The organism is Dactylosporangium salmoneum (genome assembly GCF_039532525.1).
GTDB classification, from domain to species: Bacteria; Actinomycetota; Actinomycetes; order Mycobacteriales; family Micromonosporaceae; genus Dactylosporangium; species Dactylosporangium salmoneum.
In genome coordinates, this window is sequence record NZ_BAAARV010000018.1 from 112,500 (window position 1) to 126,298 (window position 13,799).

The following is a 13,799-nucleotide window of genomic DNA, read 5'->3' on the forward strand; positions in this document are numbered from 1 at the left end:
TCTCGTACACTCCATCGGCATGCGGGGACGGTTGGACAATCTTCGGCGCATCGAGCGTATGGATCCACGGCGGGATGCTCTGCACATTCACCAGCTGACCGTGTGCGAGGAGTTCGCCTGGGACATGCGGATGGCGTTCAACCTCGCGTTCAACCGCTCGTTCGCGCTGCCCCGGGTGGCCCGGCTGCTCGTGCGGACCGGCGAGATCCTGCGCGACCCGCGCAAGCGCGCCGACGACACCGGCATCATCATGTACGAGATCCTGCTCAACGGGGCCGACTCCGAGCGCGGCCGGGTCGCCCTGCGCCGGCTCAACGAGGCCCACCGCCGGTTCGAGCTGGACAACGGCGACAGCGTCTACGTCATCGCCGCCCTGGTCGTCATCCCGATGCGGTGGCTGGCGCGGTACGGCTGGCGGCGTCCCCACGAGCACGAGCGGGCCGCCGCCGCGGTCTTCTACCGCGAGGTCGGCCGGCGCATGGGCGTGCGGGACCTGCCCGAGGACTACGACGCCTTCGCCGCCTACCTCGACGCATACGACGCCGCGCACCTGCGCCACACCCCGGAAGCGGAGCGGATCGAACGGGCCACCCGCGGGCTGCTGCGCGGGCGCATCCCCGGACCGCTGCGCGGCGCCGCCGACGCCCTCATCGCCGCCCTCTACGACCCGCCGCTGCGCGCCGCCTACGCCGTGCCGGCCCCGCCGTGGTGGGCCCGCGCCGCGCTGCACCTGACCCTGCGGGTGCGCGCGCTCGTGCTGCGCCTCGGCCGGCCGCGCCAGGAGCCGCTGTTCGCCGCCGGGATCCGCACCACGACCTACCCGGACGGCTACGACCTGGCCCGGGTCGGGCCGGGCTACACCGGGCGGTCGACCCGGTAGACGTGGTGGCGGCGGTCGTCGACCGGGTTGTCCGGCTCGATCTCCCCGCTGGCCGCCCGGGACAGGCCGGCCTTCTCCAGCGCCCGCCACGACGGCACGTTGTCCGCGTGCACCGCGACGAGCACGCACTCGGCGTCGGCGAACTCGGCCCAGATGCGCCCCAGCGCGGAGCGGATCATGGCCGGGCCGAGCCCGCGCCCGACGTCGCCGGGGTCCCCGATGAGATAGTCGATGGTCATGGCCCGCAGCGGTACGTCGACCAGCGGCGCGAGGTCCGCGACGTACTCGGGGTAGTCGTGCACGAACGAGCGCTGCAGCAGCCCCAGCGGCGCCCCGTCGAGGTGGGCCAGGAGGTCCTCGTTCGGCTCCTCGCGCCGCAGCGACGGCCCGAAGTCGCGGGCCACCGCCTCCGCCGAGCACTCGTGGTTCCACCAGCGGGCCACGTGCGGCTCGGCCAGCCAGCGGGCCAGCAGCGGGAAGTCGTCCTCGGTGACGTGCCGCCAGGTCAGCATGCCGCGAACGGTAACCGCCCGGGCACACCCGGTCCACCGCGTTACGCGCCCACCCCGGTCGGCGCGTCCAGGTTCAGGGCGGCCTCGACCACGACCGCCTCGACGCCGCGCAGCAGCGCCTCCGCGTCGGCCGGGGCGACGACGTGGGTGTCCATGAACACGATCGCCTGGGTGCCGCCCTCGACCTCGTCGACGTGCACGATGAGCGGCTCGAAGGGCACGTCCTGGCGGATCGTCCAGGTGAACTCGCCGCGGCCGGCCGCCGCGGTGATCGCCTCGGGCGAGGGCACCGGCGTGTTCGCCACGGCCGCGTCGTCGCGGCGGTCGTTGAAGTAGCTCGGCAGCTGCAGGCCGGGCCGCTCCTCGACGACCCGGGCGAGCAGCTCGTCGAGGGCGGCCGGGTCGTAGTAGGCGTGCTTGTAGGTGCTCATCGCGGCCCGCCGGGCCCGGTCGAGCACCTCGGCGAAGGTCACGCCGGCGACGTCGAGGCGGGTCAGGCCGTACTGCGCGAGCATGCACACGACCCGCTCCAGCCCCGGCCGGAAGCGGTTGTTCACCATCGTGCGCAGCACCGTGGTGCCCTCCCCGGTCATCCGCGCGAGGGCCACGGCGTAGAGGCCGAGCAGCACGGTCGAGGAGGCGATCCCGGTGGCGGCCGACAGCGAGCGCAGCGCCAGCGACAGGGCGGGGGAGCGGAACTGTCCCCGCCAGTGCCGCGGCTGCCGCGGGTCGCGCGACGGGGCGTACCGGTGCAGCGGGGCCTGGCGCAGGATGGAGTCCCAGTGCCGCATGGCGGTCGCGTGCTGCCGCACGCCGCTGGGCGAGGCCTGCCAGCGGGCCTGTTCCAGGGGCTGCAGGTCGGGCACCGGCGTCTCCGGCCGCTTGTCCAGGTCCTCCACCATGATCATCGCGCCGAGCCCGTCGGCGACCAGGTGGCACAGCACCACGACGAGGTGGCTGAGCTCGCCGCCGTGGCGGACCGCGGCCATGCGCACCGGCCAGTCCCGCTCGTAGTCGTAGGGCTCGTCCTGCAGGCGCACCCGGACCTTGTCGGCCACCGCGGCCGGGTCCTCGTCGCCGGCCTCGACGATCTCCAGTACGGTCTCGCCCCCGGCCGCCACGACCTGCCGCACCTCGCCGGCCGGGCCGAAGCGCAGCCGGGTGCGGGCGGTGGGGAAGCGGCTCATGAGGTACCGCAGCCGGTCCGTCACGTCGTCGACCGTCGTGCCCGGGGGCAGCGGCCCCCAGGCGCCGTTGGGCAGCCACGTCTGCTGGCGGACCATCGCCAGCCAGATGTCGCGCTGCCCCCAGGACAGCTCGCCCTCGCCCGCCCCGTCCCCGGCGAACGCCACCACGACCCGCTCGGCCACCAGCTTCCCCCAGCCCTGTCAGTCGGTGCCGGTCGATGGTACGGCGTGCGCGATCTTGACCACATCGGTTCGCCGACCGATTTTCTTCCTGTGCATGCGGACCGCCGCTCACCAGTCCCCGGCCCGCTCCAGCAGGTCGTCGAGGATGTCGCCGAAGCGGGCCAGCAGCGAGATGTGCCCGTGCTCCGCCAGCAGCCGGGCGCGGGCCCCGGGCACGCCGCGGGCCAGCCACTGCCCGTGCGCGAAGGGGACCATCCGGTCGTGGCCGCCCTGCCACACGGTGACCGGCGCCTGCACCGCGGCGACCGGGAAGCCCCACGGCCGGACGAAGGCGAGGTCGTCGTCGCGCCAGCCCGCCACCCCGGCCGACACGGCGTGCCGGAACGACGCGGCCATGCTCTCGGCGAGCTCGCCGGTGAGCGCGGCCCGGTCGACCTCGTCGATGAGCCCGCCCAGCGCCGCCGCGACCTGCCCGCCGGTGACCCCGGCCAGCTCGGCCTGCCGCGCCTGCACGAACCCGGTCAGGTCCGCCGGCCCGCGCACGGCGGCGGCGAACTCCTCGACGTTCTCCGGGCCCATCCCGGCCAGCCAGTCCAGGCCCTCGGCGTCGAACGGCGCCACGCCGGCCAGGGTGGCCGCGGCGGCGCACGCCCCGGGCAGGGCGGCCGCGCAGGCCAGCGCGTGCGGGCCGCCGCCGGACCAGCCGGCCGTCACGAACCGGTCGTGGCCCAGGTGCTCGAGGATCGCCCGGACGTCCCCGGCGGCGTCGAGCACCGTGCGGCCCGGGTGCGGGGTGGAGCCCCCGTAGCCGGGCCGGGCGTAGCTGATCGTGCGCAGGCCGCGCTCGGCCGCGGGCCCGGCGATGCCGCCGCGCTCGGCCAGCCCGGCCGGGGTGCCGGGGTGCAGGACGAACGCCCGCCCGCCGGCCGGCCCCTCGACGCTCACCTCGAGCACGCGCCCGTCGGCGGTGCGCACCTGCCGCAAGTCCACCGGCCCATGATGCCGCCTGCTGTCCACGTGAGCGCCGCTGCGAAGGTGAGTGAACGCCGTCCATGGCCGCGCTGCTCATGGCTCGGGCTCGGTGACGTCCCCGGCCATGTACGGCCGAACTCCTGCCCGATGTAGTCGGTGAGATCCACGCCGTAGTAGATGATGTCGGTCTGCCACATCGACAGCACGGGATGGCCGAACGTTCCTCGCCCTGCGGGTAGGGAGGCCTGGGTCGATCGCGCACACCGACCTGAGCCGAAGCCGGCGCATGGCCTCCTGCCCGAGACGACGGCCATCTCCACCGTGCGGATCAAGGTCTCTGCCCACGCCGGTGGACTCCAGCCTCGCGGGCTTGTCACAGCCCACCATTTCCGCGCGCGGTCGGCGGCATCAGCGTGCACCTGCGAGGCGCGTCTCCGATACGGTTGGCGGATGCGGCGAGTCACCGATGCAGCGGTTCTGGCAGTCGGCAGGCTGACGTTGGCTGCGACAGAGCTCGAGTATGTGCTGGCGTGGATCGGAGCTGATCAGGCGGGCGGCGACCAGGCGGCGGTGTTCGCCGCTCCCGGGGAGCCATTGCGAGCCGCGCGCGGGTCGGTCCAGTTCGCGTCACCGCACAACAGGGACGAGTTCATCGGACTGGTTGACGCTGCGGGATCGTACTTGGCGCAGAGTCAGGCCGCGGTGCGGGCGATGTGGTTCGACAACAGCACGGTCGATGCGGCGACCTTCGATGAGATCGCCGGGCTGTTGCTGCGCTGCCGGGATCGGCTGCAGGTGCTCCTCGACGAAGCGGGGCGCGCACCCAGCGTGTAGCCCATGGCCCGGAGCACGCGGTCGGGCAGTCGCGCCTCCCAGACGCGTGGACACCGGCAGAGTCGAGCGCGCTGGCTCCGTGCTGGAGGCCAGGTAGACGGCCAGGATGTAGTTGGGGTGCCGTAGTCGATCGCGAGTTGTGCGCCTACCGGAGCAGCGTATTGATCGACCGCGCCGCGGCCCTCCCACAGACGGACGGGGATGAGCGCGACGCTACGGTCGAAACGGGCGCGGGGCCTACACGTCTGTTCCGGTGGTGAACATCGCGGCCATGGCGGCGAACATCCGGGTGTGCGCTTGTTCGGCTTCGGTGGCCACGAGCCGCCGCAGCGGCCATGGTGCGTGGATAGTCAGCGTTTCCCGGATGGTGGTCGCGTCGCCGGTCGGGACGAACGTCACCTGCCCGACCAGCCTGATTCGCGGCGCCTGACGCGCGAGCGTGGCGATCGGACCGTCGGGTGGCGCGGACATCCGTACCCGGTAGGTGAAGCGGATCCGCAGGCCCGCCACGACCATCCGGTCGGTGACAAGGTAATCGGTGATCACCGTACCGTCCGCTGCGAGGGCGGTGCCGACCTGGCGCACTGCGACGATCAGCGGGTGGACCCGGCGCAGGTTGGTCAGGTCCAGGTACCAGGCGCGGACCGCCGCCGGCCGGCCCGGGATGGTGGCGGTGATGACACGAGACACGATGCGCGACATGGCGCTTACACTGCCATCGAGGGCGTGGCGGTGGAACGGTGCAGCGACCAGCTCATGATCGCACACGCTCATCGGCTTCTCCGGACGCCGGGCAGGCGCCCCAACTGGGACTGAAACCTACGCTGAGCGACCGTCTGCGGTCGGGCCGGCGCGCACGGACAGCGGCTCGAGCGGATGCCGGGTAGCGTCCCCGCCATGCCTTCAGCTCCCGATTCGATAGTCCTTGAAGGCCGCTCTGTACGTCTTGAGCCGCTCGCCGAGTCGCACGTGCCTGCCCTGTTCGGCGCAGGCGGCCGGGACGACGAAGTGTGGCGCTGGCTGAGCGCACCCACTCCGCGTACCGAAGCGGAACTCCGGGAGATCGTGTCCAGACGCATCAAGGACGTCAACGACGGGAAGCGGGTCGCGTTCGCCGTGCTGGCTCGCGACGAGGGAACAGCGATCGGCACCACGAATCTGCACAGCTGGCATCGTGCCGACGGACGCATCGAGATCGGCGGCACGTGGTTCGGCAGGAGGTGGTGGCGTACCGCGGCGAATACCGAGACGAAGCTCCTGACGATGACCTATGCCTTCGACACGCTCGGCTACGCAGCCGTCGTATGGCGCATCAGACCGGAGAACGTCCGCTCCCAGGAAGCGATCACCCGCATCGGTGCCAACCTCGACGGCCGCGAACCGCAGGTCATCGGCGAGCCGGGCCTGCTGGTCTACACGATGCTCCGAACCGAATGGCCGGCGGCGAAGGCGCGTCTGTCCGAACGCCTGGCGAGGGCTTAGACACCCTCCCGGTGTCCGCTCAGGTCGGCCCGATGTCTCACACAACGGCGTTGGACGCGCGCCCGGGCGCTTGAGGCCGCCGCTTAGACTCCTGCGCACGGACGTCGATGGAGGTGATCGGTTGGTGCGGCGGGGCATCTGCGCGGCGGTGCCGATCGTGCTCGCCCCGGTCGCCGTGCTGCTGCTGGGCCACGCGGACCTGGGCCAGACCTGGTTCGAGGTCTGGGGCTGGGTGATCGGGCTCGCCGGCGTCAGCACGCTGCTGTTCGGCACCGTCATGTACATGGAGGACGACGCCAGCGACAGCCCCGGGCCGTGGGCGGCGATCGGCACCGTCCTCGCGGCCGGCCTGCTGGTCATGCTGGCCACCGGGCCGGCCTCCGTCGAGGCGAGCACCTGGACGTGGGTGCCGGCGACCGTGCAGGAGACGCGGTGCCCACGCGGCGACGACGGCGGGCGGTGCGACCCGCCGTACCACCTCACCGCCGTCGCCACCGAGCAGGACCTCGGCTGGCTCGGCTGCTCTGGCACCGACGAGACGGCCCCCGCCTACCGGCCGGGCGACACGGTCCGGGTGCACGTCAGCCCGTCCGGGGCGCGGATGAAGATCGAGCCGTGCGCGGCGACGAGCCGGTGGAAGTACGCCGCCTGGTTCTGGTCCCTGACCGGGCTGTTCGGCGTGGCCCTGGCGTGGGTCGCGGGGACCACCGTGGCCCGCCGCCGGGGCATCCGCGGGAGGCTGGGCGAGTGGCTGGTCCGCTGACCCGCGGCGCGATCGCGCCGGCCCGCCCAGGCCGAGCCTGAGCGGGCCGGCTGAGGCTCACGCCCCGGAGGTGTAGAGGTCGCGGATCTCCGCGGCGCTCAGCGCCCGGTCGTACAGGTGCACCTGGTCGACCGTGCCGCGGAGGTAGTCCACGGGGTTGCCGCCGTACTTGCCGCGGCCGATGACCGTGTGCCCGGTCGGCCCGCCCTGCGGCATGCAGGCGCTCGCGGTGCCGGCCAGCTCGCCGTCGACGTACAGGCGCAGCTCGCCCTTCACCGTGTCCCGGACCCCGACCAGGTGGTACCACTGGCCCGGGTTCGGCTTGACCGGCGCGAGGGCGCGCACGCCCGCGAAGCTCATCGCGAAGCGCTGGTCGGCGCCGGAGTACTGCAGGAAGAAGTCGCTGTTCGTCGGCCCGTCCTGGCTGACCACGGTCTGGAACGCCCCGTCGGCCCGGTCCAGCTTGACCCACGCGGCGGCGGTGTAGTCCGTCGCCGTGTTCAGCACCGGGGCGCCCGCGTCGAGGTAGCCGGTGCCGTCGAACTGCACGCCGTCGCCGTTCTTGCCGGCGACGAACGCGGCGCCGCCGACCAGGGAGGCGTCGTGGCTGCCGGCGGCGTCCGCGGCCGTGCCGTCCAGGGGCCAGAACGCCACGCCGGTGAGGCCCGGCGTGCCGGGCGGCGGCTGCGGGAGGTTCGCCGCCGAGCCGTCGGCCTGCGCGATGATCTTCTGGTTGATCGCCTTGACCTGCTTGAGGTCCATCTTGGCGACCTGCCGGTCATAGGTGTAGAAGCCGTTGAGCTCGCCCTCGACGTCGGTGATCTGGGTGTAGATCGAGGCGCTGATCCCGCACGCCTTGGCCGAGGTGATGACGTCCTGCTGGTTCTGCACGTACTTGGCGGTGAGCGTCGCCTTGTCCGGCTCCATCTCGTAGGCCTGGCCGTCGCCGAACCACATGTGGTTGGACGTCTTGAGCCCGAAGCCGCCGTGCTCGCCGTCGATCGCCACCCGGTCGCCGCTCGGGGCGGGGGAGGCCGGGCCGAGGTACTGGTGGAAGTCGATCACGTCGCCGCGGCCGGAGTCGCCGTGGGAGTTGCAGCAGTTGACGCCGCTGTGCGCGTCGACGAGCCGGGTCGGGTCCTGGGCCTTGACGTCGTCGGCGATGCGCCCGGTCGCGGCGCGGTCCCACTCGCCCCAGCCCTCGTTGAACGGCACCCACGCCACGATCGAGGTGAAGCTGCTGTGCTCGCGGATCATCTCGTGCAGCTCGGCCTCGAACTGCCCGCGCCACGCCTCCGGGATCGGCCCGGTGTTGGCGGCCGGCATGTCCTGCCACACCATGAGGCCGAGCTTGTCGGCCCAGTAGTACCAGCGGTCCGGCTCCACCTTGATGTGCTTGCGCACCGCGTTGAAGCCCATCGCCTTGTCCTGCTCGAGGTCGAACTTCAGCGCGTTGTCGGTCGGCGCCGTGTTGAGCCCGTCGGGCCAGAAGCCCTGGTCGAGGTTGGCCAGGTTGAACAGGATCTTGCCGTTGAGCGCGATGCGCAGCTTGCCGTCGGCGCCGCGGGCGGTGCCGATCTGGCGCATGCCGAAGTAGGAGCCGACGCTGTCCACGGTCTTGGTGCCGTCCAGCAGGCTGACCTGCAGGTCGTAGAGGTACGGCGAGTCCGGCGACCACAGCTTCGCGTCGGGCACCGGCACCCGCAGCTCGGTCCCGGCCGTGCCCGTCGCCTGTCCGACCACCTTGTTGCCGGCCTTGGCGACCGCCTTCACGGTCAGGCCCGCGCCCCCGGCGACGGTGACCTTGACGACCCCGGCGGCGACGTCGGGCGTGGTCGTGAGGCCGTCGATGGAGGCGGTGGGCACCGGCTCCATCCACACCGTGCGCCAGATGCCGGAGCTGCCCTGGTAGAAGATGCCGTGGTCGGAGGTGCGCCGCTGCTTGCCGATCGGCTGGCCGGTGGCGTCGGTGAGGTCCTCGGCCCACACGATGAGCTCCTGCGGCCCGGTGCCGCTCAGCGCGTCGGTGACGTCGGCGTCGAAGCCGTCGTAGCCGCCGCGGTGCGTGGCCACGAGCGTGCCGTTGACGTACACCTTGGCGTCGTAGTCGACCGCGCCGAAGTGCAGCTGCAGCCGCTGGCCCGACCCGACGCCCCAGTTCTTGGGGACGGTGAAGGTCCGGCGGTACCACATCCGGTCCTCGTGCCGCTGGATGCCCGACAGTGCCGACTCGATCGGGTAGGGCACCAGCACGCGCTCGGCGAGGCTCGTCCCGGCGGGCACGGCCTGGCCGGCGGAGGCGCGGGCGAACTCCCAGACGCCGTTGAGGTTCTGCCACTTGTCCCGGGTGAGCTGGGGGCGCGGGTACTCCGGCAGCGCGTTGTCCGGCCCGACGTTGCCCGTCCATTTGGTGGCCAGTGGCGGGATTCCGACGTGCCAGGCGGGTGCGTCGGCCGGTGGCGGTGCGGCCGCGCTCGGCCCGGTCGCCCCGACGAGCGCGGCCAGGACCGCGGCCCCCGAGGCGACGAGCATCCGCCTGAGTCTGGTGTGTGTTCGCATCCGTGCATCCTTTTCTGCGTAGCGGAACCGCAAGAGCGCACTCATCTCAACAAATGCGATCACCAAGCGTCAAGAGAAGTACACAAATATGAACAGGCTTCGTTTCCTGGTGCACACAAAACGAACCCCCCGCGCCTCGGCGCAGGGGGTTCGTGACGGTGCTCGTTGTCCGGCCGTCAGTCGGTCGGCCGCCGCGCCTCGGCGCGGGGGTTCGTGCGGTCAGTCGGTCGGCCGCCGCGCCTCGGGCGCAGGGGGTTCGTGCGGTCAGTCGGTCGGCGGGTCGGCGAGGGGCCAGCCGCCGGCGGCGAGGTGCGCGGACACCCGCACGATGTCCTCCGGGCTGGCGTCCTGCAGCATCGAGTCGCTGATCAGCGCCTCGATGTCCTCGGTGGTGATGGGGTCCCCGCCGCCGTCGGACTGCGCGGCCAGGTCGCGGGCGATCCCGCGGATCTCGTCCTCGGTCAGCTTGCGCCGCAGCAGTCCCAGCAGGGCGACGTAGTCCTGCCGGGGGACGCCCTTCGGGTAGCCGGCGCGCAGCCAGTCGATGCTGCGGGTGAGGAAGTTGGACCGGGACTCGCTCACTGCTCCCCCTACTTCTTGTTGACGATCGTCGGGTAGACGTGCTCGAAGCTCAGTACCTTGCCGAAGCCGCTGGCCACGATGAAGGTGATGCCCAGAGCCACGCCGAGCAGCACCACGACGAAGCACACCCAGCCGAGCACGGTGCCGAACGGCTGCGCCTTCGGGCCCGGGGTGCCGTCCGCGTGGACCTCGGCCTCGCCGCCGGTGCCCCAGGCGAGGGAGCGTACGCCGAGCGCGAACAGGGCCGGAAGACCCGCGCCGAGCACGAGCCCGACGAGGAGCACCTTCCACGCCGCCTGCAGGGCCAGTGACAGGTTGTGCGACATCAGCGGACCGCCTCGACCGGCTCGGGAGTGGCGCCTGCCCACTCGTCGTTGACGTTGTTGTGGTCGACCGGGGCCTTGCGCGAGTGCCAGTACATGTACCCGGCCAGCGCGAGCAGGACGAGGAAGACCACGATGGCGCCGGCCAGGCCGCCGACGAGGTGGCCGATCCACCACATGAGGGCGCCCACCACGGCCGCCGCCGGCAGCGTGATCAGCCAGGCCAGCACCATGCGGCCGGCCACGCCCCAGCGCACCTGCGCGCCGGGCTTGCCGATGCCGGTGCCGAGGATCGAGCCGGTGGCCACGTGGGTGGTCGACAGCGCGAAGCCGAGGTGGCTGGAGGCCAGGATGACCGCGGCCGAAGCCGACTCGGCGGCCATGCCCTGCGGCGGCGCGATCTCGACGAGGCCCTTGCCCAGCGTGCGGATGATCCGCCAGCCGCCGAGGTAGGTGCCCAGCGCGATCGCGAGGGCGCAGGCGGCCTTCACCCAGAACGGAATGCTCTTGGTGTCGGTCCAGTCGCCGGTCGCGATGAGGGCCAGGGTGATGACGCCCATCGTCTTCTGCGCGTCGTTCGTGCCGTGGGCCAGCGACACCAGCGACGCGGAGCCGATCTGGCCCCAGCGGAACCCGTTGTCGGTGAACCGCTGCGCGACCCCGATGACCACCTTGTAGATCAGCCAGGTGCCGGCCGCGGAGATGACCGCCGCGATCACCGGCGACATGACCGCCGGCAGCAGGACCTTGCCGACCAGGCCGTCGAGCTTCGTGCCGTTGCCGTTCCAGTTGACCCCGGCCCAGCCCAGCCCGGCGATGGTCGACCCGACGAGGCCGCCGAACAGCGCGTGCGATGAGCTGGAGGGCAGGCCGAGCAGCCAGGTGACCAGGTTCCACACGATCCCGCCGACGAGGCCGGCGAGCACGATGAGCAGGAGGGCGAATCCGCCGCCTTCGAGCAGCTCCGCCTTCGGTGTGCCGTTGGAGTTCTGGATCTTGACCACGGCGTTGGTCACCGTGAGCGCGACCTCGACGGAGAGGAACGCACCGATGAGGTTCAGCAGTCCCGACAGCGCCACAGCGACCTTGGGCCGCAGCGCCTTCGTCGCGATGGAGGTGGCCATCGCGTTGGCCGTGTCGTGGAAGCCGTTGGTGAAATCGAACCCGAGGGCGGTCACGATCACCAGGACGAGCACGACGGTCGTTTCTGTCACAAGTGGATCGTCGCGCGTCTGTGCGGGTCCCTCCACGACAGAGACCACACCCGCGCAATGTTCGCCCGTTGTTCACCTGCTGTACGCCTGTTTCGCGGCGGGGTCGCGCCGGGTGGCCCTGTACCGGTACAACAGGGAGATGACGTACACCCCGCGGGAGGCGGTCGAGCGGACCGGCTTCAGCCTGGACACGCTGCGCTACTACGAGCGCATCGGCCTGCTCGACAGCGTCGGGCGCAACGCCGGCGGCCAGCGGGTGTTCACCGACGACGACCTGACCTGGCTGGGCATTCTGCGCTGCCTGCGCGACACCGGCATGCCGATCCAGCGGATGCTGCGCTACGCCGAGCTCGCCCGCGGCGGCGACGCCACCTTCGCCGAGCGCGTCGACCTGCTCGCCGAGCACGACCGCGAGATCGAGCTGAAGATCGCCGCCCTGCGCAGCGAGCAGGCGAGGATCCGCGAGAAGATCGCCTGGTACCAGCTCCAGCTCGACCCGCGCCCGGTCCCGTAACCGCGCTGCCGACGGCCCTCGGCCGGATCGCGTGGGGCGAGCTGCACGGCATCGACGGCCCCTCGGACCCGGGTGCCCGGACGCGGTCCGGGGACCGAGCGCGGACCTCGCAGTTCACGTGCACTGCCAGGAGCAATCGCCGGTGAGCGCCGCCGTGGTGCCCTTCTCGCCGAGCTGCAGCCGGAGTTCGAAACAGACCTCAGGCCGCGGCGTTCTGGCTGACGGCCAGGCGGATGATGCGGTCGGTGGAGGGGCGGGGCTCGGAGTACTGGGCCAGCCACTGCAGCAGCCGGGCGCCCTTCATCCACGTCACGCTCTGGTAGGTGATGCCGGCGTTGTCGGGCCCCCAGTGGAATCCGTAGCCGCCGGTCAGCGACGACGGCACGGTGAAGGGCTGGTAGCGGTCGGCGCGGCTCTGCTGGTCGAAGTACTGCAGGATCGCCTGTGCGTTGGAGGCCGTGTCGAACTGCAGGACGGCGCCGACCAGGACCGTCGTGTCGGGGATGGCCGTGCTGCCGGCGTCGAAGGTCGGCTCCGGGGACCTCCAGGCCTGCAGGTAGCCGCCGGCGAACCCGTGGTGCAGGACGGCGGCGGCGTCGCCCGGGTGGTCGGCGAAGACCCGGGCGGCGTCGGAGCGGCCGACCGGGCCGGACAGGCCGTCGCCGCGCACGGCGACGTACCCGTCCGGCCGGATCAGCACGCCCGACAGGTCGGGGGTGGACGCCGTCGTGGCGGGGGCCGCGGTGGTGGCGGGGGCTGTGGCGGTGGTGGGGACGGCGGCGGCCGGCTGGTCGCGGGCCGGGCGGGCGCAGGCGGCCAGGGGGACGGACGCCGCCGCGAGCAGCGACGACAGCACGGTGCGACGGTGCATCAGGATCCTTCCATCGGCAGGCCGGGGCAGACGCGCGGCCGCTGGCCCGACCCGTAGGCCCGCCACTCCGCGTCGGTGAGGTTGCGCCGCACCACGTCGCAGACCCAGGCGGTGACGCGCTGCGGGTCGGCGCTCCAGCGGGTCAGCGTGGGGCCCGACGCCAGCAGCGTGCCGCCGTCGGCGGTGAAGGCCAGGAACAGCACCGGGACCGGGGGGAAGAGGATGCCGTCGAGGCGGTGGCCGCTGTCGAGGTTCCACAGCTCGACGGCGCCGCCTTCGGTGGTGGCGGCGACCAGGCCCGGGCCCGGGGCGGCGGCCAGCCGGGCGAGCGGGCCGGAGCCCGGGTCGGAGGCGCCGAGGGCCAGCGACCGGCCCGACGGCAGGTCCCACCGGACGACCTGCCGGCCGTCGGTCGTCACCAGCGTGTGCGGGCCGGCCCAGGCGACGGCCCGGGCGGCGCCGGGCAGCGACCGCAGCCGCGTCCCGGTGGCCGCGTCCCACAGCTGGGTGTCGATCTCGGTGGCGACGGCGAGGGTGTGGCCGTCCGGGGCGAACGCGACGTCGCGGGCCGACGCGCCGACGGGGAGGCGCACCTCGTCGGCGGATGGGTCGGGGAGGTGCACGAGCCCGGTGGCGCCGTCGGGGTGGACGAGCGCCAGGCGGCTGCCGTCCGGGGCGAACGCGAGCCCGGAGGCGGGCGCGTCGATCGGCGTGCCGACCGGGAAGGTGGCGTCGCGGGCGGTGCCGTCGGCCGTCGTCCACACGGTCAGCCGGCGGCCGTCGAGGGCGGCGAGCAGGGCGCCGTCCGGGCTCTGGGCCAGGGCGGCCGGGGACTGCACGCCCGGCCGCAGCGGCGGGCCGGCCGTCCGGCCGGTGGCCGCGTCCACCCGCGACACCCGGCCGTCGGCGCCGGTGACCGCGCT

General features: G+C 72.8%; 15 protein-coding genes. 5 read left to right on the plus strand and 10 right to left on the minus strand.

Annotation, left to right across the window (positions count from 1 at the left end; genetic code table 11):
* Positions 1–19: 19 nt before the first annotated feature.
* On the plus strand, positions 20–880 hold the full coding sequence (locus tag ABD352_RS10390; protein WP_344612057.1) for an oxygenase MpaB family protein: 861 nt from the start codon (positions 20–22) through the stop codon (positions 878–880).
* Here ABD352_RS10390 and ABD352_RS10395 read toward each other — a convergent pair.
* The 3 genes from ABD352_RS10395 to ABD352_RS10405 form a co-directional block, all read right to left on the minus strand.
* Complete coding sequence (locus tag ABD352_RS10395) at positions 856–1,392, minus strand: GNAT family N-acetyltransferase (protein ID WP_344612058.1); 537 nt, start codon at positions 1,390–1,392, stop codon at positions 856–858. The two genes, ABD352_RS10390 and ABD352_RS10395, sit on opposite strands and share 25 nt — an antisense overlap.
* A gap of 41 nt (positions 1,393–1,433) precedes the next feature.
* A complete protein-coding gene (locus ABD352_RS10400; protein ID WP_344612059.1) occupies positions 1,434–2,762 on the minus strand; it encodes a condensation domain-containing protein in 1,329 nt (442 codons plus the stop codon).
* A 108-nt stretch (positions 2,763–2,870) separates the two neighbouring features.
* A complete protein-coding gene (locus ABD352_RS10405; protein WP_344612060.1) occupies positions 2,871–3,752 on the minus strand; it encodes an alpha/beta fold hydrolase in 882 nt (293 codons plus the stop codon).
* A gap of 432 nt (positions 3,753–4,184) precedes the next feature.
* Here ABD352_RS10405 and ABD352_RS10410 point away from each other — a divergent pair, with 432 nt between their 5' ends.
* A complete protein-coding gene (locus tag ABD352_RS10410) occupies positions 4,185–4,568 on the plus strand; it encodes a hypothetical protein (protein WP_344612061.1) in 384 nt (127 codons plus the stop codon).
* A gap of 237 nt (positions 4,569–4,805) precedes the next feature.
* Here ABD352_RS10410 and ABD352_RS10415 read toward each other — a convergent pair whose 3' ends face one another.
* On the minus strand, positions 4,806–5,342 hold the full coding sequence (locus ABD352_RS10415) for an SRPBCC family protein (protein ID WP_344612062.1): 537 nt from the start codon (positions 5,340–5,342) through the stop codon (positions 4,806–4,808).
* Between the two features lie 123 nt (positions 5,343–5,465).
* Here ABD352_RS10415 and ABD352_RS10420 point away from each other — a divergent pair, with 123 nt between their 5' ends.
* On the plus strand, positions 5,466–6,050 hold the full coding sequence (locus tag ABD352_RS10420; RefSeq protein WP_344612063.1) for a GNAT family N-acetyltransferase: 585 nt from the start codon (positions 5,466–5,468) through the stop codon (positions 6,048–6,050).
* Positions 6,051–6,174: 124 nt separating this feature from the next.
* Positions 6,175–6,813, plus strand: a complete 639-nt coding sequence (locus tag ABD352_RS10425; RefSeq protein ID WP_344612064.1) for a DUF3592 domain-containing protein — start codon at positions 6,175–6,177, stop codon at positions 6,811–6,813.
* A gap of 57 nt (positions 6,814–6,870) precedes the next feature.
* On the opposite strand, the gene ABD352_RS10430 is transcribed toward ABD352_RS10425, so the two are convergent.
* The 4 genes from ABD352_RS10430 to ABD352_RS10445 form a co-directional block, all read right to left on the minus strand.
* Entirely contained in the window at positions 6,871–9,372 is a 2,502-nt protein-coding gene (locus ABD352_RS10430) for a LamG-like jellyroll fold domain-containing protein (RefSeq protein WP_344612065.1), read from the minus strand.
* 264 nt (positions 9,373–9,636) lie between these two features.
* Positions 9,637–9,954: a DUF3349 domain-containing protein gene (locus ABD352_RS10435; RefSeq protein WP_344612066.1), complete on the minus strand. Its 318-nt coding sequence runs from the start codon at positions 9,952–9,954 to the stop codon at positions 9,637–9,639.
* An 8-nt stretch (positions 9,955–9,962) separates the two neighbouring features.
* Positions 9,963–10,280 (minus strand): hypothetical protein, encoded by a 318-nt coding sequence (locus ABD352_RS10440; RefSeq protein WP_344612067.1) that lies wholly within the window; start codon positions 10,278–10,280, stop codon positions 9,963–9,965.
* Positions 10,280–11,491: an inorganic phosphate transporter gene (locus ABD352_RS10445; RefSeq protein WP_344612068.1), complete on the minus strand. Its 1,212-nt coding sequence runs from the start codon at positions 11,489–11,491 to the stop codon at positions 10,280–10,282. The genes ABD352_RS10440 and ABD352_RS10445 overlap by 1 nt, the downstream gene beginning before the upstream one ends.
* Positions 11,492–11,630: 139 nt before the next feature.
* Here ABD352_RS10445 and ABD352_RS10450 point away from each other — a divergent pair, with 139 nt between their 5' ends.
* A complete protein-coding gene (locus ABD352_RS10450) occupies positions 11,631–12,005 on the plus strand; it encodes a MerR family transcriptional regulator (protein WP_344612069.1) in 375 nt (124 codons plus the stop codon).
* A 199-nt stretch (positions 12,006–12,204) separates the two neighbouring features.
* On the opposite strand, the gene ABD352_RS10455 is transcribed toward ABD352_RS10450, so the two are convergent.
* Together ABD352_RS10455 and ABD352_RS10460 are read right to left on the minus strand one after the other, a co-directional pair.
* The gene (locus ABD352_RS10455; protein WP_344612070.1) at positions 12,205–12,876 is read right to left on the minus strand and encodes a hypothetical protein; all 672 of its coding nucleotides are present in this window, start codon (positions 12,874–12,876) and stop codon (positions 12,205–12,207) included.
* Positions 12,876–13,799, minus strand: a 924-nt coding sequence (locus ABD352_RS10460; protein ID WP_425553515.1) for a WD40 repeat domain-containing protein, incomplete at its 5' end; no start/stop codon positions are given. The genes ABD352_RS10455 and ABD352_RS10460, both read right to left, overlap by 1 nt.

What these genes read in the sequence shown, in the direction of transcription:
- ABD352_RS10390 (WP_344612057.1), top strand. Translation starts at nt 20, where the DNA reads ATGCGGGGACGGTTGGACAATCTTCGGCGCATCGAGCGTATGGATCCA.
- ABD352_RS10395 (WP_344612058.1), bottom strand. Translation starts at nt 1,392, where the DNA reads ATGCTGACCTGGCGGCACGTCACCGAGGACGACTTCCCGCTGCTGGCC.
- ABD352_RS10410 (WP_344612061.1), top strand. Translation starts at nt 4,185, where the DNA reads ATGCGGCGAGTCACCGATGCAGCGGTTCTGGCAGTCGGCAGGCTGACG.
- ABD352_RS10415 (WP_344612062.1), bottom strand. Translation starts at nt 5,342, where the DNA reads ATGAGCGTGTGCGATCATGAGCTGGTCGCTGCACCGTTCCACCGCCAC.
- ABD352_RS10420 (WP_344612063.1), top strand. Translation starts at nt 5,466, where the DNA reads ATGCCTTCAGCTCCCGATTCGATAGTCCTTGAAGGCCGCTCTGTACGT.
- ABD352_RS10430 (WP_344612065.1), bottom strand. Translation starts at nt 9,372, where the DNA reads ATGCGAACACACACCAGACTCAGGCGGATGCTCGTCGCCTCGGGGGCC.
- ABD352_RS10440 (WP_344612067.1), bottom strand. Translation starts at nt 10,280, where the DNA reads ATGTCGCACAACCTGTCACTGGCCCTGCAGGCGGCGTGGAAGGTGCTC.
- ABD352_RS10450 (WP_344612069.1), top strand. Translation starts at nt 11,631, where the DNA reads ATGACGTACACCCCGCGGGAGGCGGTCGAGCGGACCGGCTTCAGCCTG.
- ABD352_RS10455 (WP_344612070.1), bottom strand. Translation starts at nt 12,876, where the DNA reads ATGCACCGTCGCACCGTGCTGTCGTCGCTGCTCGCGGCGGCGTCCGTC.